The following is a 20,049-nucleotide window of genomic DNA, read 5'->3' as shown; positions in this document are numbered from 1 at the left end:
GGGGTGTAGCTGGATACACCCTCGATTCGGTGTGGAGCACCACCGACAGGACCGGGGTCCCGGCGGAAAGCTTGAGGGCATGACGAGCACCGCATCGCACTCCGCCACTGCGCCGAACGGGCGGCCCGGCCCCGGAGGTGCCTCCCGAGCGCCGGAGGGGGCGCTGCCGGCCGGGGCCGGGCCCTGGTCGGTCCGCAGCGCCGGGTCCGGCCGCGGCCGAGCCGCGCTGGAGCTGTACCAGTACGGGGAGTTGACCGACGTCCTGGTCGCCGCCCGGCTCACCCCGCACCTGCTGCGCGGGGCCCGGCACTGCCCGTCCACCGGGCGGAACCGGCACGTGCTGGCCTGGGGCCGGCTGGCGGCCGACGGCGTAGCGCCCGCGGTGGTGTTCACCGGGCGGCGGCCGTTCCGCCGGGCGCGGTCGACGGCCGAGGTGGCCGTGGTGGCCGACCGGTTCTGGATCGCCTGGGCCGAGGGCCCGTTCGACGCGGTGCGGGTCGAGCACTCGGCGGGCGGGACGGCCGAGCGGCTGCCGCTGGAGCGGGTGCGGAGCGTCGCATGAGTACCGCCGTCCTCTCCGTCCGCCCCACCTCCTCGTACGCCCCGCCCGCGCGCCTCGGCCGGCTCCCGGTCATGGCCGCGGTCGCGCTGCTGCCCTGGCTGGCGGTCCTCGCCGTCTGCCACGAGACCCCCTGGGTCGTGCTCGACCTCACCGAGTTCGCCGCGCTGCTCTCGCTGGACGCGCTGCTGCGCCGGCGCAGCCCCGCCGCGCTCTGGGCCGGCGCGGCGGTGGCCCTGCTGCTCGCCGGGGACGCCCTGGCCGACATCGCCTGCGCCGGGCCGGGCCTCCCGGTGCTCGCCGCGCTGGTCATGGCCACCTGCATCGAACTGCCGCTCGCCGTGGTGTGCCTGTGGCTCGGCCGGGACGCGGCGCTGCGGACCGCCTAGGGCGTCGGCAGCTCGTCCATCAGCGCGCGGGTCCCGTCGTCCAGCGGGGTGTACGTGATCATCCGTGTCCCCAGCTGCGGACTGAGCCAGAAGTTGGTGTACTCGCAGCGCAACAGCCCGACCCCGGGCACCTGGAACCGCTTGATCCCGTTGCCCGGCCGCATCACGTCGTGCCGCTGCCAGAGCTCCGCGAAGTCCGGCGAGGCCTTGAGCACCCGGGCCACCAGCGCCTTCCAGGCCGGCTCCGAGCTGTGGTCGGCCATCGCCGAGCGGAACCGGGCCACCATGCCGAGGCGCTCGGTGCGGTAGTCGATCAGCACGTCGCGGAACTGCGAGGGCGTGAACGCCATCCACATCAGGTTCCGGTCCTCCGGAGCCAGCCGGTCGAGGTCACCGACGATCGCGGTGTACTGGGCGTTGTGCGCCAGCACGTCGTAGCGGGAGTTGAGCACCACCGCCGGGTACGGCGCCAGCCGCTCCAGCAGCAGCCGCACGCTCGGGGTCACCGAGGGGCACTCCCTCACCGGCACCGGGTCGTCCGTGCCGGCCAGGGTGAACAGGTGGGCGCGCTCGCTCGGGTCCAGCAGCAGCGCCCGGGCCACCGAGTCCAGCACCTGGGCGGACACCTGGATGTCCCGCCCCTGCTCCAACCACGTGTACCAGGTCACCCCGACCGCGGCGAGCTGCGCGACCTCCTCCCGGCGCAGCCCCGGCGTCCGGCGGCGCCCGGTCATCGGCAGGCCCACCTGCTCGGGCGTCAGGCGCTCGCGGCGGCTGCGCAGGAACGCGGCCAGCTCGTGCCGGCGGGCTTCGTCGGGAGTGGCCGGGCGCGGACCGGCCGAACCGGTACGGGCTTGCGCGGGAGGTGTGGCGAGGCTCATGCTCCCCAGCATGCGACAGCCGTCAGCCTGTTGCCAGGTACTTCTTATACCCGGATAACCACACTCTGGTACCAGGGTACGACCCGGCGGATCGTAGGACCCGTGACCCGACAACTCGCCGCCGCCCCCGCATCGAGCCGCACCGCCACCACCCCCGGCACCGCCACCACCCCCGGCACCGCGGCCGCCCGTACCTCCGCCCCGGGACCGGCCGGCCCCGCCACCGCTCCCACCGGCCCCGCCGCCACCCTCGGCACCGCCGGGCTGGTCACCGTCCTGCTCGGCGCCTTCCTGCCGATGCTCGACTTCTTCATCGTCAACGTCGCCCTGCCCACCATCGACCACGACCTGGCCGCCGGGCCCGCCGTCCTCGAACTGGTCGCCGCCGGCTACGGCATCGCCTTCGCCGTGCTGCTCGTCCTCGGCGGACGCCTCGGCGACAACTACGGCCGCCGCCGGCTCTTCGTCGTCGGCGCCGTCGCCTTCGCCCTCACCTCGCTGGCCTGCGGCCTCGCCCCCGGCGCGTGGTCCCTGGTCGCCGCCCGGGCCGCCCAGGGCGCCTCGGCCGCACTGCTGATCCCGCAGGTGCTCGGCACCATCACCGCCGCCACCGAGGGCGCCCGGCGCGGCCGCGCGCTCAGCGTCTACGGCGCGGTCGGCGGGATCTCGGTGGTGATCGGGCAGGTGCTCGGCGGCATGCTGGTCGCCGCCGACCTGTTCGGCACCGGCTGGCGCTCGGTGTTCCTGCTGAACGTGCCGTTCGCCCTGCTCGCCGTGGTGCTCGCGGTCCGCTACGTCCCGGAGAACAGGGCCGCCACGGCCGCCCGGGTCGACGTCCCCGGCACCGTCCTGCTCACCGCCACGCTGCTCTCCCTGCTCATCCCGCTGATGGAGGGCCGTGCCGCCGGCTGGCCGCTCTGGTCCTGGGTGCTGCTGGCCCTGTTCCCCGTCCTCGCCGTCGCCTTCGGTACCGTCGAACGCCGCGCCGAGCGGCGCGGGGACACCCCGCTGGTGCCGCCGTCCCTGCTGCGCATCCCGGAGATGCGACGCGGCCTCGGCATCGCGCTCCCCTACTTCGCGGGCTTCGGCGGCTTCATGTTCGTCATCGCGGTCGCCCTCCAGCAGGGCCTCGGGCTCGGCCCGGTCGCGGCCGGCTGGGCGCTCGTCCCGATGGCCGTCGGCTACTTCTGCGCCTCGCTGGCCGGCCCGCGGCTGATCGGCCGCTGGGGCAGCCGGGTGCTCAGCGCCGGCGCCGTCGTCCAGGCCACCGGCCTCGCCACCCTCGCCCTGACCGTCCTGGCCGACTGGTCGCACTTCTCCCCGCTGCGGATGGCCCCGGGCGTCGCCCTCGCCGGCATCGGGCAGGGCCTGATCGGCACCCCGCTGTTCCGGGTCGTCCTCTCCAAGGTGCCCGCCGCCCGGGCCGGCGTCGGCAGCGGCGTCCTCGCCACCGGGCAGCAGTCCAGCCTCGCCCTCGGCGTCGCCACCCTCGGCACCCTCTACCTCTCCCTCTCCCCCGTCCTCGGCATGGACCGCGCCCTCGCCCTGTGCCTGGGCATCCAGCTCCTCGGCTCCTTCACCATCCTCCACCTGACCACCCGCCTCCCCCGCTCCATCGGCTGAACCCCGGCCCGCGGGGCCGGCGAGCGCGTCGGGAGCACCCGGAACGGTCGGCCGATCGCCGCCCCCGCGCCGCCCGCGCCCGATGTCCCGAACAGCCGTACGGCGAATTCGGACGATTCGGGTGCGACCGTCGAACGCCCATGAGATAAAAGTCAGACGCACTCGAACCGGGGGAAGATGACGTCATGGCTCTCGTCCTGGTGTTCCTGCTCGTGCTCGTCGGCACGGTCGTCGGCGCCACGGTCTACCTGGTGCTCAGGGAACGCGCTCGCCGGCACCAGTTCGACGACGCCGAGGGCCTGCTGATCGAACAGCAGCGGACCGCCCAGGCCACGCGCATGCGGGCGACGTACTCCAGCATCTCGGTCCACCACGGCACCGGCGTGATCGGCGACGAGGGGAACCACTACCGTTCCTGACGGCTCGCGGCCCGGCGGCCGGCTCAGCGGCACAGGGCGGCGTCCACCACGTCCTCCAGGTGCCGGGTGACGGCGTAGTCGGCCGGAATGGTGGTCACCGCGATGTTCACGGCGCGCCCGTCGTCGGTGGCGCCGCCCCGGGTCTCGTAGCCCGGAATGTCGCCGCCGTGCCCCCAGTAGACGCCGCCGCAGGAGAGCGGCCGGCTGAAGACGCCCAGCCCGGAGCCCATGCCGCTGTCCCCGACCGGGACGGTGGTGCGCATCTGGGCGAGCTGGGCGGCGGGCAGCAGGCGGTCCGGGACCAGCAGTTCGGTGAAGAAGCGGTCGAGGTCCGCGTTGGTGGAGATCATCTGCCCGGCCGCCCAGCCCGCCGACGGGTCCAGCTCGGTGAAGTCGGTCAGCGGCCCGTCGGCGGAGTCCTTGCGGTACCCCTTGGGGTGGGCTTCCCGGATGGTCCGGTCGCCGGCGGCCGGGAAGTAGGTGTGCCGCAGCCCGATGCGCCGGACGATCCGCCGGTCGATCTCCTCGGCGAGCGGCCGGCCGGTCACCCGCTGGACGATCAGGCCGGCCAGCACGTAGTTGGTGCTGCTGTAGCCGAACTTCTCCCCGGGCGCGGAGACGGACTTCTGCCCGAGGGCGAGGTCCAGCAGCTCCCGGGGCTCGAAGTACCGGTGCCGGAGGGAGGCTTCGTCCAGCAGCCCCTCGTAGTCGGGCAGGCCGCTGGTGTGCTGGAGGAGCTGCCGGACGGTGATGCCGCGTCCGTCCCCGCCCTCGCCGCGGACCAGGCCGGGGAGGTAGGTGTCGACGAAGGCGTCGAGGTCGACCTTCCCCTCCCCCACCAGCTGGAGCACGGTGACGGCGGTGAAGGTCTTGGTGTTGCTGCCGATCCGCACCTGCCCGTCGACGGGGACCTTCGCGCCGGTGGCCAGGTCCCCCACCCCTGCCGTGTAGTCGCGGGTCCGGCCCCGCCCGTCCCGGACGGTCGCGAGCGCGGCGGGCACCCCGTCCGTCCGCACCAGCGCGTTCAGACCCTGCTGCACGACGTCCGGCGGGGCAGCGGCGGACGCGGCCGACGCCGCGGGCGGTGTCAGCGCCCCGACGGCCGCGGCGGTCGAGAGGGCGAGGGCGAGTGCCATGTGGCGGACACGCGAAGGACGCACGGGTCAACTCCTGTGGGATCGTGGGGATCGGGAACCGCTCCCGGTCACGATCGCCAGTCTGGCCGCGCGGCGGACGGCCGGCCTCCCCCGATCGAGGGAGCACCTCCGCAGGCGTCAGGGCCGGCCGGGTCCCCGCAGGGGCAGTGTCCGGCTGTAGACGACGCTCGTGGTGGTGCTGCCGAAGCCGGCCAGCTCGTCCACCAGGGTTTCCAGGTGTTCCATGGACGTCGCCGCCACCTTCAGGGTGTAGCAGTCGTCGCCGGTGGTGCGCAGGCACTCCAGGATCTCCCGCCGCTCGTCGAGCAGCCGCCGCAGCGGCTCGTGGCGGTTGCCCGGGTACTTCAGCCGGACGACGGCGAGCACCGGGTAGCCGACCTTCGCCAGGTCCACCGTCGCGCGGTAGCCGGTGATGACGCCCAGCGACTCCAGGTTCCGCACCCGTTCCGTGGTCGCCGACGCGCTCAGCGACACCCGCCGTCCCAGCTCGCTCAGCGAGATGCGGGCCTCCCGTTGCAGCTGCTCGATGATCGCCCAGTCGGTGTCGTCAAGATTCACGGCCATGACGCGAATCTACCGGGAGAACCACGGCGATCCGCCGGTCACAGCGGGAGAACCCCGTTCCGTCCGCCATGATCGCGGGGATAGCCTCGAAGCATGCAACTTGGCGTCAACGTACCGAACTTCGGCCCGGGAACCGACCCCGGCGTGCTGCGCGAGTGGGCCCGGACCGCGGAGGGCCTCGGCTTCGACCTCCTCATGGTGTCGGACCACGTGGCGGTGACCCCGGACGTCGCCGAGCGGTACCCGGAACCGTTCTACGAGCCCTTCACCACGCTGTCCTGGCTCGCCGGGGTCGCCCCGAACCTGCGGCTGGGCACGACCGTGCTCGTCCTGCCCTACCGGAACCCGCTGCTGGTGGCACGGATGACGGACACCCTCGACCGGCTCAGCGGCGGCCGGTTCGTCCTCGGCGTGGGAGTCGGCTGGGCCCGCCGGGAGTTCGCCGCCCTCGGCGTGCCGTTCGGCGAGCGCGGCAGACTGACCGACGAGTACCTGAGCACCCTGCGCGACGCCCGGGCCGAGGAGCCCGACCGCCGGTCGGTACCGGTCTGGGTCGGCGGCCACAGCGAGGCCGCGCTCCGGCGGGCACGCCGGTTCGGCGACGCCTGGCACCCGCTGCGGCTGCCCCTCGCCCGGATGCGGTCGGTCCTGGCCGAGCACCCGATGCCGGGGTTCGCGCCCCGCATCGCCCTGCGGCCCACCGGCACGCCGGTCGACGACCCCGAGCGGCCCGCCGGCGTCGGCACCGTCGACCAGATCCTCGACGACCTCCGCCACCTGCGCGATCTCGGCGCGGAGACCGTCGTCCTCGACCCCTACCACGGCGATCCGGAGGAAACCCGTCGGCCGCAGCGGGCCTGGCAGGACCTCACCACCGTGGCCACCCGGTGGAGGGCCGTGTGATCACCGACGCCGACCGGGCCCTGCTGCGCCGCGCCCTCGCCATCGCCGCCCACGCGATCACCTTGGGTGACGCCCCGTACGGCTCCCTGCTCGCCGGCCCGGACGGCGGGATCCTCGCCGAGGCCCACAACACCGTACGGCGCGACGACGACATCACGGCCCACCCCGAGCTGAAGCTCGCCCGCTGGGCCGCCCGCGAACTGGCCCCCGGCACCGCCGCGCGCACCACGATGTACACCAGCTGCCAGCCCTGCGGCATGTGCGAAGGAGGCATCCTCCGCTCCGGCCTCGGCCGGGTCGTGTACGCGCTCTCCACGGCGCAACTCGTCGAGCTCAACCCCGACTCGGGCGCCTGGACGCCGGTACCGACGGACGGCCCGGCCCTGCCCGACGAGGCCCGGGCCCCGATCACGGCCTACTACGGTCCGCGCTGAGCCCCGGCCGCTCCGGGCGCCGGCCGCACCGGGCCCGCTCCCGCCGGAGCCCCGAGCGACCCCGGTCCTAGAAGAACAGCAGCAGGAGCCAGCCGCCGGCCGCGAGCAGGGCCGCCGACCAGCCGAGCACGGCCGCAGGCCGGCCGTGCTCGACCCCCTCGGCCCGCTTGAAGGCGGCGACCAGCGGGGCGATCGTCGCGACCGGCAGGGTGACCCCGACCAGGAGCGCGGTCCTCGGGCCGAACTCCGTCCCGATCACGAGGAGCCCCAGTGCGGCGAGCCCCGCCACGGCTCCCATCGCCGTCCCGGCCACGGTGACGGCGATCCGGAACACTCTCGGGCGACCGGCGAGGAGTGCCACCGCACAGGGCACCATGCAGACCGCCACGACCACGTGCACGGGCGCGGCGTAGAAGCCGAACCTCACGACGAAGGCCGCCACCGGCCATACGAACACCGCGACCGCCAGCCCGACGAACCCTCGGGCACTCGCAGGAACCGTCACCATGGTCATCCCCCTCCTGGCACGGCATATTTGAACACGTTCAATCTAGCAGGGGTCCGCTCCTCCCGGGCCTCGGCCGACCGTGGCGGGACCGGTTCCGGAGCCGGAATGTCAGTGCCACCTGGGACGCTCGGTGACCCGCACCGTCGACCAGGGGAGCCCACCGATGCCGATCCACGTCGCGAGCCGCCGCCGCACGACGGCCTCGCTGACCGCCGCCTTCCCCGGCGCGGAGATCATCGACGTCACCTCCAGGGCGCCGGACCCGTGGGTCCGGCTGAGCCCGTTCCATCCGCACGGCGGCATCCCGGTCCCCTGGAGCGACGGCGTGACCAGCGAGTCCGTGGAAGGCGTCTGGCAGGCCCTCAAGGTCTTCCGGGACGCCGACGTCGACCCCGCGAAGCTGCGCGTCACCTCGATGAAGGGCCTCAAGCGGACGGTGCGCCGGTACGGCCCCGTCCAGGGCCACCGGACCGGCCTGCACGGCGACCGGCTCCTGCCCTACGAGACGGCCCGCCGCCGCATCTACCTCCCGGCCTACCGCTGGGTCCTCGAACACCGCGTCGCCGATCTGGTCGAGCGGCTCCGGGAGAAGGACGAGGTCGTGCTCCTGGACTACACCACCAACGGCGACGTCGCCGACCCGACCAGCCCGCTCTCCCACGCCGCGCTCATCCGGCTCCACCTGGAGGGCCGTTGGCCCGACGAGGGCGACACGGACGGGCAGCCCCGATAGCCCCGACCCGGACCGCCTTTCCGGCGCCCGCCCCGTCCTGGGGAAAAGCAGTTGGTCCGACCGCGTCACGAGTTCGACAATCGCCGGATGACCGATGACCAGAGCGCGGTCCAGCGGCGCCGCGCGGCCCGCATGACCTGCAAGCGCTTCCTCTCCGGCGACCGTGTCCTCAGCATCCGCGAGCGCCTCGCCCAACTCTCCGCCCTGGACGGCCTGGACGTCCCCCACGACTTCTACGGCAGCGACGGGCCCGTACGGCAGCTGGAGGAACGGACCGCCGCACTGCTCGGGAAGGAGGACGCGGTCTTCTTCCCCACCGGGACGATGGCCCAGCAGGTGGCCCTGCGCCACCACGCCGAGCGCACCGGCAACACGGCTGTGGCCCTGCACCCGCTCAGCCACATCGAGCGGCACGAGCGGCACGCCTACACCCAGCTCACCGGCCTGCGCGGCCTCTGGCCCACCACCGAGCAGCGCCAGCCGACGCCCGGAGAACTCGGCGCGCTGGGCGAGCCGTTCGGCACCCTGACGGTCGAACTCCCCCTGCGCGACCCCGGCTACCTGCTCCCCGACTGGGACGAGCTGACCGCCCTCGTCGCCGCCGCCCGCGAGGCCGGCGCCCGGGTGCACTTCGACGGCGCCCGGCTCTGGAACACCACGGTCCACTTCGGCAAGCGGCTCGACGAGATCGCCGCCCTCGCCGACAGCGTCTACGTCTCCTACTACAAGGACCTCGGCGGGATCAGCGGGGCCGCCCTCGCCGGCGATGCCGCCCTCACCTCCTACGCCCGCACCTGGCGCCACCGCTACGGCGGCCAGCTCTCCCAGCAGTGGCCGGCCGCCATCGCCGCCCTCCACGGCCTGGACACCGCCCTGCCGCGCATCCCCGGCCTGATCCGCCACGCCGCGTCCACGCTCACCCCGGCCCTGGCCGCACTCCCCGGCGCCCGCCTGTATCCCGAGGTGCCGCCCACCCACGAGTACCAACTCTGGCTCCCGCACCCGGCCGAGGCCCTGAACGCCGCCCATCTGGCCCTGGCCGAGCAGGAGGGCGTCTGGTTCGTCCCCCACTGGGAGGACGCCGCCCCCGGCCTCGCCGTGGCCGAGGTCAGCCTCGGCGAGCCGGCGCAGGCGTGGACGGCGGAGCAGGTGACGGAGGTCGGGCTGCGCTTCCTGGAGCTGGCGACCAGGGGCTGACGGCGGGGATCCCGCGAGGAGCGCCGCAGTCGAACGGTTCGCGGCCACCACCCCTTTGTGTCAGACTGACGATATGAGCGAGATGCACGTGGGGGACCTGGCCGCCGTCCGCAGCCGCGAGGAGCTGACCGCGCTGATGGCCGACGGGCTGCGGCCGAAGTGGGTGATGTTCTGGGGGCACACCGAGCGCAAGGGCGGTGGCACCCGACAGGAGTGCCTGAGCCAGTGGTGGCCCGGCGAGTTCACCGTCGACGGGCTCACCTACACCTCCGCCGAGCACTGGATGATGGCCGGCAAGGCCCGGATGTTCGGTGACGAGGAGATCGCGCGGCGGGTGCTCGCGGCCCGGACCCCCGCCGAGGCGAAGAAGCTGGGGCGGCTGGTCAAGGACTTCGACGAGAAGGTCTGGACGGCCGGCCGGTTCGAGCTGGTGGTGGCGGGCAACGTCGCGAAGTTCGGACAGGACGAGGCGCTGCGCGACTACCTCCTGGGCACGGGCGACCGGGTGCTGGTCGAGGCCAGCCCGCTGGACCGGATCTGGGGCATCGGGCTCGCCGCCGACGACATCCGGGCCCAACAGCCCGCCGAGTGGCGCGGGTTGAACCTGCTCGGCTTCGCCCTGATGGAGGCGCGGGCGCGGTTGGCCGCATGAGCGCGATCGCTCCGCTGCTGGACGGGACGGTGGTGGCCTCGGCCGCCGCCGCCCTGCTCCTGGCGCCGGGGGTGTTGCGGCGGAAGGCCCGGCCCCCGCGGCGAGAAGGAACGTACGGGCCGGAGCCGCTGCTGGCGGCCGTCGTCGCGCTGATCTACCTCAACCAGGTGCTCGTCGCGGTCTACGTGAACCGGGTGCACCACGGTGACGTCTCCTTCATCGCCCGCCACCTGCCGCCCGGCTGGTTCGACGTGCCCCGCCTGGATTTCCTCGCCGCCCGCTTCCCGGCCCCGGAGCTCCTGGCGCCGTCGGTGCTCCGGGTGCAGGCGTTCCTCGAACTGCCGCTGGTGCTGCTGGCGTTCGTCGCCGTCGTCCGGCGACTGGACCGCGCGCTGTACGTCCGGTTGGCCCGCTCGCCGTTGATCCCGCTCGCCGCCGTCTCGTACACGGTGGTGTTCTGCGCGGTGGAGTGGGACCTGCGGAACCCGTACACCGTGGACGACCTCGTCCTGCGGGTGCTCGCGGCCTGCCTCACGCCGCCGCTGATCGCCCGGCTGGCCCGACGCGAACCCGAAGCGGACGCCGAGCCCGCCCGCGGCCCGTTCCGCTTCGCGCTCGACCTGTGGGCGTACGGCCAGCTGATGCTGGTGCTGTACGACACCGCGCTGCTCTACAACCTCGCCCGGCTCGGGGACCATCTCCCGTCCGCCGCGGCCGCGTTGGCGGTGCTCGTCGCCACCCGCACCCTTCCGCGCCGGATCCCGCGCGGGCGGCCCGGCCGGTACACCGCCGCACTCTCCGGGACGGTCGGCCGGGCACTGGCGCTGTTCCTCGTCCCCGCCCTGTCGATCCGCTACGCGCAGTCCTTCGGCACGCCCGAACTCTCCGCCCTGGCCGGGCTCCTGGTGATCGGGGCGGCGGTCCGCCGGGACGCGCTGCTTCTCCTGCCGCCCGCGCTCATGGGCGCGCTGGTCGGATACGCCGTCGCGGCGCTCGCTCCCGGCCCGTACTACGAGGCGACCCTCCTCCGGAGCGCGACCGGCGCACTCCTCGCAACGACCGCCGTCTGCGCGCTCCTTGACACCACTCGGACACGACTGGTCGTGCACTCTTAACTCCCACGCCACATACTGACGCCAGGATGTCACACAGTCAGGGTGCAGATGGACAGGTTGGGGCGATCATGCGCATGCGGCCGACGGCACAATCCGCAGGCCAGCGGCCGGAAGACGAGCAACAGGCCGAGGAACTCCGCGCAGAACTGGACGAGTTACTCCGTGCGAGCCGCTACGCGAGCCAACGTGAACGGCGCCTGAACGAGGCGATCCGGGCCACCCCGGGCCGCCAGCGGCCGGACGGGGAGCTGCTGCGCCAGCTCGCCCAGGCCCGCGCGCTCCGCGAGGGCCTGGGCGCCAGCTGCCTCCAACTCAGCGACCAGCTTGAGGCGTTGGAGAGCCGGATCAGACAGCGGCAGCAGCCACCGCCGCCACCGCAGCATCAACAGACCCCGGCCCATCAGCAGCCCGCACAGCAGCCACCGCGACAGCAGCAGCCACCTCAGCAGCAGCCGGCGCCCGCCCGCCCCGACCTCGGCGCTCTCACCGAGCGGATCACCGCCCTCCACCGGGCCGGCTCCCTCGCCGAGGCCACCGGGGTGATAGACGCGGCCGCCGCCCGCCTCACCCCCTCCGACGCCGCGCTGCTGGTCGGCATGCTGGCCCGGTACGGTCCGACCGGCGGCTCGATCCTCCTCGCCCGCAGCATCGCCCGGTCCGCACCCGACCATTCCGTCACCGTGCTCGCCGAGCTGCGCGAACTGGGCCTGGCCGAGGAGGCGGCCGAGGTGTTCCACGCCTTCTGGGGCTACCCGGCCGCCTCCGTCCCCGGCCTGCTCTCCGCGCTGGACCGGGCCGGGCTGGCCGCCGACAGCGCGACGCTGCTCTGGGAGTGGGGGTCCGCGCCGATGCCCGAACTGACCTCCCTGGCCGCCTGCCTCCAGCAGCACGGCCGGTCCGCCGACGTCAGGACCCTGCTGCGCCAGGCCGCGGGCCGCTCCACCGCCGACCTCGCCGCCCTCGCGGCCGGGCTGCCGCCGGCGCTCGCCGCCCTCCTGCTGAGCGAGCTGGCCGTCCTGCGCCCGCCCGCCGAGGTGGTCCGGCTGGCCGCCGCCCTGGACGGCGCCGGCAGTTCCGGGCTCTACGCGCAGCTGCTGGCCGCGCTGCTCGCCGACGAGGCCCGCCACCGCACCACGCTCGCGGCCCTGCGCACCGCCGGCCTCCCGACCCGCCCGCCCACGGCCCCGCGCTCGCGCTGGGGACGGCGGTAGCGGCGGCCGCACGGGGAACGGCCGCGGGACGGACCGGGGACGGCCTGGGCCGGCACTCGGCCCCCGACCCCGGTCCCGGCCCCGGTCCCGGACAGCAAGGAGCCCTCGTCCGCCCCACCAGGGCGGACGAGGGCTCCCGGGCCGTACCGGAGGCTGCTAGCAGCCGATCAGGCGCGCGCCCAGGTACGCCTTGACCTGGTCCAGCGAGACGCGCTCCTGCGACATGGTGTCGCGGTCGCGGACGGTCACCGCGTTGTCCTCAAGGGTGTCGAAGTCGACGGTGACGCAGAACGGCGTGCCGATCTCGTCCTGACGGCGGTAGCGCTTGCCGATGGCGCCGGCGTCGTCGAACTCGACGTTCCACGCGGTGCGCAGGTCGGCGGCCAGGCCGCGGGCCTTCGGGGACAGCTCGGCGTTGCGCGACAGCGGCAGGACGGCGACCTTGACCGGGGCCAGGCGCGGGTCGAGCCGCATGCCGACGCGCTTCTCCATGACGCCCTTGGCGTTCGGCGCCTCGTCCTCGAAGTAGGCGTCGATCAGGAAGGCCAGCATGGCGCGGTTGAGGCCGGCCGCCGGCTCGATGACGTACGGGAAGTACCGCTCGCCGGACTCCTGGTCGAAGTACTTCAGGTCCTGGCCGGAGGCCTCGCTGTGCACCCGCAGGTCGTAGTCGGTGCGGTTGGCGACGCCCTCCAGCTCGGAGAACTCGCTGCCACCGAAGTTGAAGCGGTACTCGATGTCCACCGTGCGCTTGGCGTAGTGGGAGAGCTTCTCCTTCGGGTGCTCGAAGAAGCGCATGTTCTCGGTGCGCAGGCCGAGGCCGACGTACCAGTCCCAGCGCTGCTGGAGCCAGTACTCGTGCCACTGCTCGTCCTCGCCCGGCTTGACGAAGAACTCCATCTCCATCTGCTCGAACTCGCGGGTCCGGAAGATGAAGTTGCCGGGGGTGATCTCGTTGCGGAAGCTCTTGCCCGTCTGGGCGATGCCGAACGGCGGCTTCTTGCGCGAAGTGGTCTGGACGGCCTTGAAGTTGGTGAAGATGCCCTGGGCGGTCTCCGGGCGCAGGAACGCCAGGCCGCTCGCCTCCTCGGTGACACCGAGGTGGGTCTTCAGCATGCCCGAGAAGTCCTTGGGCTCGGTGAACTGGCCCTTGGTGCCGCAGTCGGGGCAGTTGACGTCCTGGAGACCGTTCGGCGGCGGGAAGCCGTGCTTGGCCTCGTACTTCTCCTCCAGGTGGTCGGCCCGGTGGCGCTTGTGGCAGGAGAGGCACTCGGTCAGCGGGTCGTTGAAGGTGGCGACGTGACCGGAGGCCTCCCACACCTCGCGGGCGAGGATCACCGACGAGTCGAGTCCGACGACGTCCTCACGGGCCTGGACCATCGCGCGCCACCACTGGCGCTTGATGTTCTCCTTGAGCTCGACACCCAGCGGCCCGTAGTCCCAGGCGGCACGCGTGCCGCCGTAGATCTCGCTGCAGGGGTAGACGAAGCCACGGCGCTTGCTCAGGCTGACGATCGTGTCGATCTTGTCGGCGGCCACAGTGCTCTCTTCAGTACGTACGGCACGGTCAGGGCACGGCTGGTTGCGCGTACCCGAATACCTCAGGTTACCGGCCATACGGGTACGTGATTCAAATCGGTATCGTCCGGCCGCCCCCACCCTCCGTCACCTTCCGTTCACCCGCCCGAGTGATTTGACAATCATTTCCATTTGAGATGAGAATGATTGTCATGATGATCGGACTGCCTCGACTCGGACTGTCTCGCCGGACCCGCCGCTCCATGGCCCTCGGCACCACCGCCCTCGCCGCCTCCCTCGTCCTCACCGCCTGCGGAGGCAGCAGCAGCGCCGACAGCGGCACGGGCAAGCTGAAGGTCGTCGCCTCCTTCTACCCGATGGAGTACCTGGCCCAGCAGATCGGCAAGGAGCACGTCGCGGTCACCGACCTGACCGCCGCCGGCGTCGAGCCGCACGACCTGGAGCTCACCGCCAAGCAGGTCGGCACGGTCCAGAAGGCCGACGCGATCATCTACCTCAAGGGCCTCCAGCCCACCGTCGACCAGGCCGTCGCGCAGTCGTCCAGCAAGCACAAGATCGACGCCACCGCCGCCAGCCCGCTGGTCGACCACCACCTCGACGAGGGCACCGGGGACGCCGACCACGGCGGCGACGGCCACGGGACCGACGGCCACAAGCACGAGGACCCGGCCGGCGACCCGCACATCTGGCTCGACCCGACCCGCTACGCGGCGATCGCCAAGAGCGTCGGCGACGAGTTCGCCAAGGCCGACCCGGCCCACGCCGAGGACTACCGGAAGAACACCGACGAGCTGGTCACCAGGCTCACCGCGCTCGACCAGGAGTTCCGGGACGGGCTGAAGGACGCCAAGACCCGGACCTTCGTCACCAGCCACGCCGCCTTCGGCTACCTCGCCGACCACTACGGCCTCACCCAGGTCGCCATCAACGGCGTCGACCCGGAGTCCGAGCCCACCCCGGCCCGCCTCGCCGCGGTGCAGAAGGCCGCCAAGGACAACGGCGTCTCCACCGTCTTCTTCGAGACCCTGGTCAGCCCCAAGCTCGCCGAGACCGTCGCCAAGGACCTCGGCCTCACGACCGCCGTCCTGGATCCGCTGGAGGGCGTCAAGGACCCCTCCAAGGACGACTACCTGACCGTGATGAAGCAGAACCTGGCCAACCTCCAGGCCGCCCTCGGCGCCCCGGCCGGGACCGCCCCGACCGACACCGCCCCGACCGCCCCCGCCGGGACCGACGCCGCCACCCCCGCCCCCGCGAACTGACGGGACCGAGCACCATGACCGACCCGATACCCCCGGCCGTCCGCCTCCGTGACGCCGTCGCCTCGCGCGGCGGCCGGCCGGTGCTGCGCGGCGTCGACCTCACCGTCCGGCCCGGAGAGGTCGTCGCCCTGCTGGGCGCCAACGGCTCCGGCAAGTCGACCACCGTCAAGGCCGTGATCGGCTCCGTCCCGCTGGAGCACGGCACCCTGGAGCTGTTCGGCACCCCGTTCCGCTCCTTCCGCGCCTGGCACCGGATCGGGTACGTCCCGCAGCGCACCACCGCCGCCTCCGGCGTCCCCGCCACCGTGCGCGAGGTGGTCTCCACCGGACGGCTGCCGCAGCACCGGCTGCTGCCCTTCCGCCGCAAGGACCGCGAGGCGGTGGACCGCGCGCTGGCCGCCGTCGGCATGCTGGAGCGGGCCTCGGACGGCGTGGCCGACCTGTCCGGCGGCCAACAGCAGCGGGTGCTGATCGCCCGCGCCCTGGTCGGCTCCCCCGACCTGCTGATCATGGACGAGCCGATGGCCGGCGTCGACGCCGCCAGCCAGCAGGTGCTCGCCGACACCCTGCGCACCGAGGTCGGCCGCGGCGCCTCCGTCCTCCTCGTGCTGCACGAACTCGGACCGCTGGAACCGCTGATCGACCGCGCCGTGGTGCTGCGGGACGGCTGCGTCGCCCACGACGGCCCGCCCGTGCCCAACACCGGCCTGCACGCGCTGCCCGGCCACGACCACGTCCACCCGCACGCCGACCTGACCCCGCCGAGGCTGCTCGCATGACCGAGATGCTGTCCTACGACTTCATGCAGCGGGCCCTGCTCGCCGCCGTCCTGGTCGGGATCACCGCCCCGGCCGTCGGCATCTACCTGGTGCAGCGCCGCCAGGCCCTGATGGGCGACGGCATGGGCCACGTCGCGATGACCGGCGTCGGCCTCGGCTTCATCTTCCAGACCAGCCCGGTCTGGATGGCCGTGCTGGTCTGCGTGCTCGGCGCCGTCACCATGGAGCTGGTCCGCTCGCGCGGCAACCAGCGCGGCGACATCGCCCTCGCGATGCTCTTCTACGGCGGCATGGCCTGCGGCAAGCTGCTGGTCTCGATGTCCGCCCAGGCCGGGGCCGGCTCACTGGAGAGCTACCTGTGGGGCTCGATCCTCACCGTCGCCCCCGCGGACCTGGCCACCATCGCGGTGCTCGGCGCGGTGGTCATCGCGGTCACCGTCGGCCTGCGCCGCCAGCTCTTCGCGATCTGCCAGGACGAGGACTTCGCCCGGGTCACCGGCGTGCCGGTGCGCACCCTCAACCTGCTGCTCGCGGTGATGGCCGCGGTCACCGTCACGGTCGCCATGCGGGTGGTCGGGCTGCTGCTGGTCAGCGCGCTGATGGTGGTCCCGGTGGTCGCCGCCCAGCAGCTCACCCGCTCCTTCGCCGCCACCCAGGCCGCCTCGATCGCGCTCGGCGTGGTCGTCTCGCTGGCCGGCGTCACCGGCTCCTACCAGCTCGACGTGCCCTCCGGCCCGGCCATCGTGCTGCTCGCCATCGCGGTCTTCGCGGTGTTCAGCCTGCTCGCCGCGCCACTGGCCCGGCGGCGCCACCGCGGCACGGGCGAGAACGGACCGAAGGTGTGCGACGTCGAACTGCCGGGGCAGGCCGTCTCCGGGCCGTCCGGCACGACCACCCCTGAGCGGCGGGCCGGGCTGGCACAATGATGTGCGAGACGCCCACGACCCCAGGAGGACCCACGGTGACCACCGCAGGCCCGTCGCCGCGCGCCCGCTCGACCCGGCAGCGTGCCGCCGTCTCGGCAGCCCTGGACGAGATCGCGGACTTCCGCAGCGCGCAGGAGCTCCACGACCTGCTCAAGCACCGCGGGGACTCCGTCGGTCTGACCACGGTCTACCGCACGCTCCAGTCGCTCGCGGACGCCGGTGAGGTGGACGTGCTGCGCACCGCCGACGGCGAGGCGGTCTACCGCCGGTGCAGCAGCGGGCACCACCACCACCTGGTCTGCCGGCACTGCGGCGCGACCGTCGAGGTGGAGGGGCCCGCGGTGGAGCGCTGGGCCAACTCGGTCGCCGCCGAGCACGGCTTCAGCGACATCGCGCACACCCTGGAGATCTTCGGGACCTGTGCGGAGTGCGCCAAGAAGGCCTGAGCCGCCGACACGAAGGAGAGGACCCGCCGGGCAGATCCCGGCGGGTCCTCTCCTTTTCGTCCGGCACGACCGTCGCGTCCGGCACGGCCCTCGGGACCGTACGCCCGTCAGCGCTGGGACGGCACCGGCGCGCCGACCTCGTTGGGGATCGCCCCGCCGAAGCGCCGGTCGCGCATCGCGTACTGCTCGCAGGCGCGCCACAGGTCACGGCGGTCGAAGTCCGGCCAGAGCACGTCCTGGAACACGAACTCGGCGTAAGCCGACTGCCAGAGAAGGAAGTTGGAGGTGCGCTGCTCGCCGCTGGGGCGCAGGAAGAGGTCCACGTCCGGCATGTCCGGGTGGTACATGTACTTGGCCAGGGTCTTCTCGTTGACCTTCTTCGGGTCGAGCTTCCCGGCCGCGACGTCCTGGGCGATCGCCTGAGCCGCGTCGGCGAGTTCGGCCCGGCCGCCGTAGTTGACGCACATGTAGAGCGTGACGGCGTCGTTGTCCTTGGTCTGCTCCTCGGCGACCTGGAGCTCCTGGACGACGCTCTTCCACAGCTTGGGCATCCGGCCCGCCCAGCGGATCCGCACGCCCATCGCGTCCATCTCGTCGCGGCGGCGGGCGATGACGTCCCGGTTGAAGTTCATCAGGAACTTCACCTCGTCGGGCGAGCGCTTCCAGTTCTCGGTGGAGAACGCGTACAGCGAGATGTTCTTGACGCCGAGCTCGATGGCGCCCTTGAGGACGTCCAGCACCACGGACTCGCCGACCTTGTGGCCCTCGGTGCGGGGCAGCCCGCGCTCCTTGGCCCAGCGGCCGTTGCCGTCCATCACGATCGCGACGTGCTCGGGGACCAGCTCGCCGGGGATCTTCGGGGGCTGTGCGCCGCTGGGGTGCGGGGTCGGGGGGACGTACGTCCGCTGCTTGCCGCCGCCGAAGAGCCGTCGCGCTGCCATGTGCTCACTTCTCCACGTATCTCATCGAGCGGATGCCCCGCTCCAGGTGCCACTGCAGATAGGCCGCGACCAGGCCGCTGCCCTCCCGCCAGTACCGCGGCTCGCAGGCGTCGGCCGTCTGCCAGTCCCCTGACAGCAGCGCCCCGAGCAGTACCAGTGTCTCAGGGGAGGGTACGGCACATCCGGGCACTCGGCAGTCCCCGCAGAGCACCCCGCCCGCGGGGAGGGAGAAGAAACGGTTCGGCCCTTCCAGGCCGCATTTGGCGCAGTCGGTGAAGCTCGCGCCGTACCCGTTCACCGCGAGCGAGCGCAGCAGGAAGGCGTCCAGTACCAGGTGCGACTCGTGCAGCCCGGCCGCCAGCGTGCGCAGCCCGCCGACCAGCAGCAGGTACTGCTGGACGGCCGGTTCGCCCTCGTTCTCGGCGAACCGCTCGGCGGTCTCCAGCATCGCGGTGCCGGCCGTGTAGCGGCCGTAGTCGGCGACGATCGGGCCGCCGTACGGCGCGATGGTCTCCACCTGGGTGCAGAGCGGCAATCCGCGGCCGACCAGCTCACTCCCCCGGCTGAAGAACTGCACGTCCACGTGCGAGAACGGCTCCAGGCGGGCACCGAACTTGGACTTGGTCTTCCGCACCCCGCGCGCCACCGCCCGCACCTTGCCGTGCTGGCGGGTCAGCAGGGTGATGATCCGATCGGCCTCGCCGAGCTTCTGCGCCCGCAGCACGACGCCGTCGTCCCGGAAAAGACTCATGGGGACCATTCTCCCCCACCGCCCGCCGGCGCCGGACAGCCGTGTTGCCCGCACCGGCGGCCGTGGGGGAGGCCATGCGGTGCGGGTCACGGCGGGCCCGGGGTGGGGAGTCCAAGGCCCGTTGTGGGGGATTCGGAGATGGTCTGCGGATTCCGGAGGTCCGGACGGCGCCCAGCGGGCGGTGGTGGTGGCCGGTGATCGCGAGCAGTGATCGTGAGCGGTGATCGTGAGCGGTGAGAGGTGGTCGGCGAGCAGCGCCGCGGGCGGGCGGGCCGGCGGGCGGCGCTACTTGTACGGGGTCCTGGTCGCCGCCTCCAGCAGCGCCCCGACCCGGGACTTCGGCAGGTCCAGGCAGCCCCCGACCGCGGCGAGCGCGTCGCGCTCCTGCGGCAGGTAGCGCCCGTCCGCCAGGGCGATCGCCGCGCCCTGCAGCAGCAGCCGCTCGCGGCCGTGGTGGGCCAGGTGCGGGGTGAGCGGTTCGAGCACCGCGTGCAGTTCGACGGCCAGTCCGCCGGACATCCCCCGGGCGTCGTGGAGTTCGCCGCCGAGCCCGGAGAGCGCGGCGAGCGCGGCCAGCACCTGGGCCTCGCCGCAGTCCTCGAACCCGGCCTCGCGGACCGCCGCGCAGGCCGCGTCGCGGGCCGCCCGGTGGGCGGTGCCGCCGGCCGCGAGCAGGGCCAGCGCGATGGTGTACTGGGCGTCCCGCAGCATCGCGCCGAGGCGCACGCTGGTGGGCTGCTCCAGGCTCTCGACGCCGTACCGGCCGTGGCAGCTGGTGCACTGCACACTGCCGATCACCGGACCGAGCGGGACCACCGGGGTCCCCAGCAACCGCAGCCACCGCCGGCCGTGCTGCCGGCGGTAGTTGCGGTCCCCGCCACAGCCCGGGCAGAAGAAGTCACCGAGAACGTCAGTCCGCCACCGCGGGCGAACACCCCACAACCTGGTCACGGCGCCACTCCCCAGACATGGCAGGCGGCCTGCTCGACAATGGGCAGGTCACGCGACCGGACACCGAGGCCGTCCCACCGACCCGGCTTTCCGGTGGATCGATGTTGCC

The 20,049-nt window shown here is 73.2% G+C and carries 23 protein-coding genes; 15 read left to right on the top strand and 8 right to left on the bottom strand.

Translation table 11 applies throughout. The features are described from left to right. Positions 1-79: 79 nt before the first annotated feature. The gene (locus ACFWJ4_RS12085) at positions 80-562 is read left to right on the top strand and encodes a hypothetical protein (RefSeq protein ID WP_380542354.1); all 483 of its coding nucleotides are present in this window, start codon (positions 80-82) and stop codon (positions 560-562) included. Further along, the gene (locus ACFWJ4_RS12080) at positions 559-948 is read left to right on the top strand and encodes a hypothetical protein (RefSeq protein WP_359902959.1); all 390 of its coding nucleotides are present in this window, start codon (positions 559-561) and stop codon (positions 946-948) included. Before ACFWJ4_RS12085 ends, ACFWJ4_RS12080 begins: the two co-directional genes overlap by 4 nt. On the opposite strand, the gene ACFWJ4_RS12075 is transcribed toward ACFWJ4_RS12080, so the two are convergent. After that, the gene (locus tag ACFWJ4_RS12075) at positions 945-1,829 is read right to left on the bottom strand and encodes a helix-turn-helix transcriptional regulator (RefSeq protein WP_359902961.1); all 885 of its coding nucleotides are present in this window, start codon (positions 1,827-1,829) and stop codon (positions 945-947) included. The genes ACFWJ4_RS12080 and ACFWJ4_RS12075 overlap by 4 nt on opposite strands. 102 nt (positions 1,830-1,931) lie before the next feature. Here ACFWJ4_RS12075 and ACFWJ4_RS12070 point away from each other — a divergent pair, with 102 nt between their 5' ends. Continuing rightward, entirely contained in the window at positions 1,932-3,452 is a 1,521-nt protein-coding gene (locus ACFWJ4_RS12070) for an MFS transporter (RefSeq protein ID WP_380542351.1), read from the top strand. A gap of 185 nt (positions 3,453-3,637) precedes the next feature. Continuing rightward, positions 3,638-3,871 carry a hypothetical protein gene (locus tag ACFWJ4_RS12065; protein WP_380542348.1) on the top strand — a complete coding sequence of 78 codons (234 nt, stop codon included), beginning with the start codon at positions 3,638-3,640 and terminating at the stop codon, positions 3,869-3,871. Positions 3,872-3,894: 23 nt separating this feature from the next. Here the strand turns inward: ACFWJ4_RS12065 and ACFWJ4_RS12060 are convergent, their stop codons facing one another. Both ACFWJ4_RS12060 and ACFWJ4_RS12055 read right to left on the bottom strand, forming a co-directional pair. Continuing rightward, on the bottom strand, positions 3,895-5,007 hold the full coding sequence (locus ACFWJ4_RS12060; protein WP_380542427.1) for a serine hydrolase domain-containing protein: 1,113 nt from the start codon (positions 5,005-5,007) through the stop codon (positions 3,895-3,897). 138 nt (positions 5,008-5,145) lie between these two features. Further along, entirely contained in the window at positions 5,146-5,592 is a 447-nt protein-coding gene (locus ACFWJ4_RS12055; RefSeq protein ID WP_359902968.1) for an Lrp/AsnC family transcriptional regulator, read from the bottom strand. 93 nt (positions 5,593-5,685) lie between these two features. On the opposite strand from ACFWJ4_RS12055, the gene ACFWJ4_RS12050 reads away from it, so the two are divergent. Continuing rightward, positions 5,686-6,495, top strand: coding sequence for an LLM class flavin-dependent oxidoreductase (locus ACFWJ4_RS12050; RefSeq protein ID WP_380542345.1), 810 nt, complete (start codon positions 5,686-5,688; stop codon positions 6,493-6,495). Further along, entirely contained in the window at positions 6,492-6,929 is a 438-nt protein-coding gene (locus ACFWJ4_RS12045) for a nucleoside deaminase (protein WP_380542342.1), read from the top strand. The genes ACFWJ4_RS12050 and ACFWJ4_RS12045 overlap by 4 nt, the downstream gene beginning before the upstream one ends. Positions 6,930-6,996: 67 nt before the next feature. Here the strand turns inward: ACFWJ4_RS12045 and ACFWJ4_RS12040 are convergent, their stop codons facing one another. Next, a complete protein-coding gene (locus tag ACFWJ4_RS12040) occupies positions 6,997-7,437 on the bottom strand; it encodes a hypothetical protein (protein WP_380542339.1) in 441 nt (146 codons plus the stop codon). A 163-nt stretch (positions 7,438-7,600) separates the two neighbouring features. On the opposite strand from ACFWJ4_RS12040, the gene ACFWJ4_RS12035 reads away from it, so the two are divergent. The 5 genes from ACFWJ4_RS12035 to ACFWJ4_RS12015 all read left to right on the top strand — a co-directional run bounded on the left by ACFWJ4_RS12035 (position 7,601) and on the right by ACFWJ4_RS12015 (position 12,345). Then, positions 7,601-8,170 (top strand): DUF6939 family protein, encoded by a 570-nt coding sequence (locus ACFWJ4_RS12035; RefSeq protein ID WP_380542336.1) that lies wholly within the window; start codon positions 7,601-7,603, stop codon positions 8,168-8,170. Between the two features lie 87 nt (positions 8,171-8,257). Then, a complete protein-coding gene (locus tag ACFWJ4_RS12030; RefSeq protein WP_380542333.1) occupies positions 8,258-9,367 on the top strand; it encodes a threonine aldolase family protein in 1,110 nt (369 codons plus the stop codon). Positions 9,368-9,440: 73 nt separating this feature from the next. Then, positions 9,441-10,019: an NADAR family protein gene (locus tag ACFWJ4_RS12025; RefSeq protein ID WP_380348000.1), complete on the top strand. Its 579-nt coding sequence runs from the start codon at positions 9,441-9,443 to the stop codon at positions 10,017-10,019. Further along, entirely contained in the window at positions 10,016-11,134 is a 1,119-nt protein-coding gene (locus tag ACFWJ4_RS12020; protein ID WP_380542330.1) for a hypothetical protein, read from the top strand. Before ACFWJ4_RS12025 ends, ACFWJ4_RS12020 begins: the two co-directional genes overlap by 4 nt. A gap of 68 nt (positions 11,135-11,202) precedes the next feature. Next, positions 11,203-12,345, top strand: a complete 1,143-nt coding sequence (locus ACFWJ4_RS12015; RefSeq protein ID WP_380542328.1) for a hypothetical protein — start codon at positions 11,203-11,205, stop codon at positions 12,343-12,345. Between the two features lie 156 nt (positions 12,346-12,501). On the opposite strand, the gene ACFWJ4_RS12010 is transcribed toward ACFWJ4_RS12015, so the two are convergent. Beyond that, positions 12,502-13,884 carry a glycine--tRNA ligase gene (locus tag ACFWJ4_RS12010; RefSeq protein ID WP_359902988.1) on the bottom strand — a complete coding sequence of 461 codons (1,383 nt, stop codon included), beginning with the start codon at positions 13,882-13,884 and terminating at the stop codon, positions 12,502-12,504. Between the two features lie 191 nt (positions 13,885-14,075). Here ACFWJ4_RS12010 and ACFWJ4_RS12005 point away from each other — a divergent pair, with 191 nt between their 5' ends. The 4 genes from ACFWJ4_RS12005 to ACFWJ4_RS11990 are packed head-to-tail and all read left to right on the top strand — an operon-like array spanning position 14,076 to position 17,297. Further along, entirely contained in the window at positions 14,076-15,146 is a 1,071-nt protein-coding gene (locus tag ACFWJ4_RS12005; RefSeq protein WP_380542325.1) for a metal ABC transporter substrate-binding protein, read from the top strand. Between the two features lie 14 nt (positions 15,147-15,160). Beyond that, positions 15,161-15,925 carry a metal ABC transporter ATP-binding protein gene (locus ACFWJ4_RS12000; RefSeq protein WP_380348007.1) on the top strand — a complete coding sequence of 255 codons (765 nt, stop codon included), beginning with the start codon at positions 15,161-15,163 and terminating at the stop codon, positions 15,923-15,925. After that, complete coding sequence (locus ACFWJ4_RS11995; RefSeq protein ID WP_359902994.1) at positions 15,922-16,851, top strand: metal ABC transporter permease; 930 nt, start codon at positions 15,922-15,924, stop codon at positions 16,849-16,851. The genes ACFWJ4_RS12000 and ACFWJ4_RS11995 overlap by 4 nt, the downstream gene beginning before the upstream one ends. Positions 16,852-16,886: 35 nt before the next feature. After that, the gene (locus ACFWJ4_RS11990; protein ID WP_189918013.1) at positions 16,887-17,297 is read left to right on the top strand and encodes a Fur family transcriptional regulator; all 411 of its coding nucleotides are present in this window, start codon (positions 16,887-16,889) and stop codon (positions 17,295-17,297) included. A gap of 107 nt (positions 17,298-17,404) precedes the next feature. Here ACFWJ4_RS11990 and ACFWJ4_RS11985 read toward each other — a convergent pair whose 3' ends face one another. The 3 genes from ACFWJ4_RS11985 to ACFWJ4_RS11975 form a co-directional block, all read right to left on the bottom strand. Continuing rightward, positions 17,405-18,238 carry an isoprenyl transferase gene (locus ACFWJ4_RS11985; protein WP_359902997.1) on the bottom strand — a complete coding sequence of 278 codons (834 nt, stop codon included), beginning with the start codon at positions 18,236-18,238 and terminating at the stop codon, positions 17,405-17,407. Positions 18,239-18,242: 4 nt separating this feature from the next. Further along, complete coding sequence (gene recO / locus ACFWJ4_RS11980) at positions 18,243-18,989, bottom strand: DNA repair protein RecO (RefSeq protein ID WP_380542322.1); 747 nt, start codon at positions 18,987-18,989, stop codon at positions 18,243-18,245. A gap of 285 nt (positions 18,990-19,274) precedes the next feature. Then, complete coding sequence (locus ACFWJ4_RS11975) at positions 19,275-19,820, bottom strand: TerB family tellurite resistance protein (protein ID WP_359903002.1); 546 nt, start codon at positions 19,818-19,820, stop codon at positions 19,275-19,277. Positions 19,821-20,049 lie beyond the last annotated feature (229 nt).

Origin of the sequence: Kitasatospora sp. NPDC127067, assembly GCF_042724755.1 — a bacterium.
GTDB lineage: Bacteria > Actinomycetota > Actinomycetes > Streptomycetales > Streptomycetaceae > Kitasatospora > Kitasatospora lactacystinica.
Note: the sequence above shows the minus strand (reverse complement) of the source record. Positions and strands in the feature narration are given on the sequence as shown.

Excerpts from the sequence above, each read along its gene's own strand:
- ACFWJ4_RS12085 (WP_380542354.1), top strand. The coding sequence starts at position 80 with ATGACGAGCACCGCATCGCACTCCGCCACTGCGCCGAACGGGCGGCCC.
- ACFWJ4_RS12080 (WP_359902959.1), top strand. The coding sequence starts at position 559 with ATGAGTACCGCCGTCCTCTCCGTCCGCCCCACCTCCTCGTACGCCCCG.
- ACFWJ4_RS12075 (WP_359902961.1), bottom strand. The coding sequence starts at position 1,829 with ATGAGCCTCGCCACACCTCCCGCGCAAGCCCGTACCGGTTCGGCCGGT.
- ACFWJ4_RS12065 (WP_380542348.1), top strand. The coding sequence starts at position 3,638 with ATGGCTCTCGTCCTGGTGTTCCTGCTCGTGCTCGTCGGCACGGTCGTC.
- ACFWJ4_RS12060 (WP_380542427.1), bottom strand. The coding sequence starts at position 5,007 with ATGGCACTCGCCCTCGCCCTCTCGACCGCCGCGGCCGTCGGGGCGCTG.
- ACFWJ4_RS12055 (WP_359902968.1), bottom strand. The coding sequence starts at position 5,592 with ATGGCCGTGAATCTTGACGACACCGACTGGGCGATCATCGAGCAGCTG.
- ACFWJ4_RS12050 (WP_380542345.1), top strand. The coding sequence starts at position 5,686 with ATGCAACTTGGCGTCAACGTACCGAACTTCGGCCCGGGAACCGACCCC.
- ACFWJ4_RS12040 (WP_380542339.1), bottom strand. The coding sequence starts at position 7,437 with ATGGTGACGGTTCCTGCGAGTGCCCGAGGGTTCGTCGGGCTGGCGGTC.
- ACFWJ4_RS12035 (WP_380542336.1), top strand. The coding sequence starts at position 7,601 with ATGCCGATCCACGTCGCGAGCCGCCGCCGCACGACGGCCTCGCTGACC.
- ACFWJ4_RS12030 (WP_380542333.1), top strand. The coding sequence starts at position 8,258 with ATGACCGATGACCAGAGCGCGGTCCAGCGGCGCCGCGCGGCCCGCATG.
- ACFWJ4_RS12025 (WP_380348000.1), top strand. The coding sequence starts at position 9,441 with ATGAGCGAGATGCACGTGGGGGACCTGGCCGCCGTCCGCAGCCGCGAG.
- ACFWJ4_RS12020 (WP_380542330.1), top strand. The coding sequence starts at position 10,016 with ATGAGCGCGATCGCTCCGCTGCTGGACGGGACGGTGGTGGCCTCGGCC.
- ACFWJ4_RS12015 (WP_380542328.1), top strand. The coding sequence starts at position 11,203 with ATGCGCATGCGGCCGACGGCACAATCCGCAGGCCAGCGGCCGGAAGAC.
- ACFWJ4_RS12005 (WP_380542325.1), top strand. The coding sequence starts at position 14,076 with ATGATGATCGGACTGCCTCGACTCGGACTGTCTCGCCGGACCCGCCGC.
- ACFWJ4_RS12000 (WP_380348007.1), top strand. The coding sequence starts at position 15,161 with ATGACCGACCCGATACCCCCGGCCGTCCGCCTCCGTGACGCCGTCGCC.
- ACFWJ4_RS11995 (WP_359902994.1), top strand. The coding sequence starts at position 15,922 with ATGACCGAGATGCTGTCCTACGACTTCATGCAGCGGGCCCTGCTCGCC.
- ACFWJ4_RS11985 (WP_359902997.1), bottom strand. The coding sequence starts at position 18,238 with ATGGCAGCGCGACGGCTCTTCGGCGGCGGCAAGCAGCGGACGTACGTC.
- recO (WP_380542322.1), bottom strand. The coding sequence starts at position 18,989 with ATGAGTCTTTTCCGGGACGACGGCGTCGTGCTGCGGGCGCAGAAGCTC.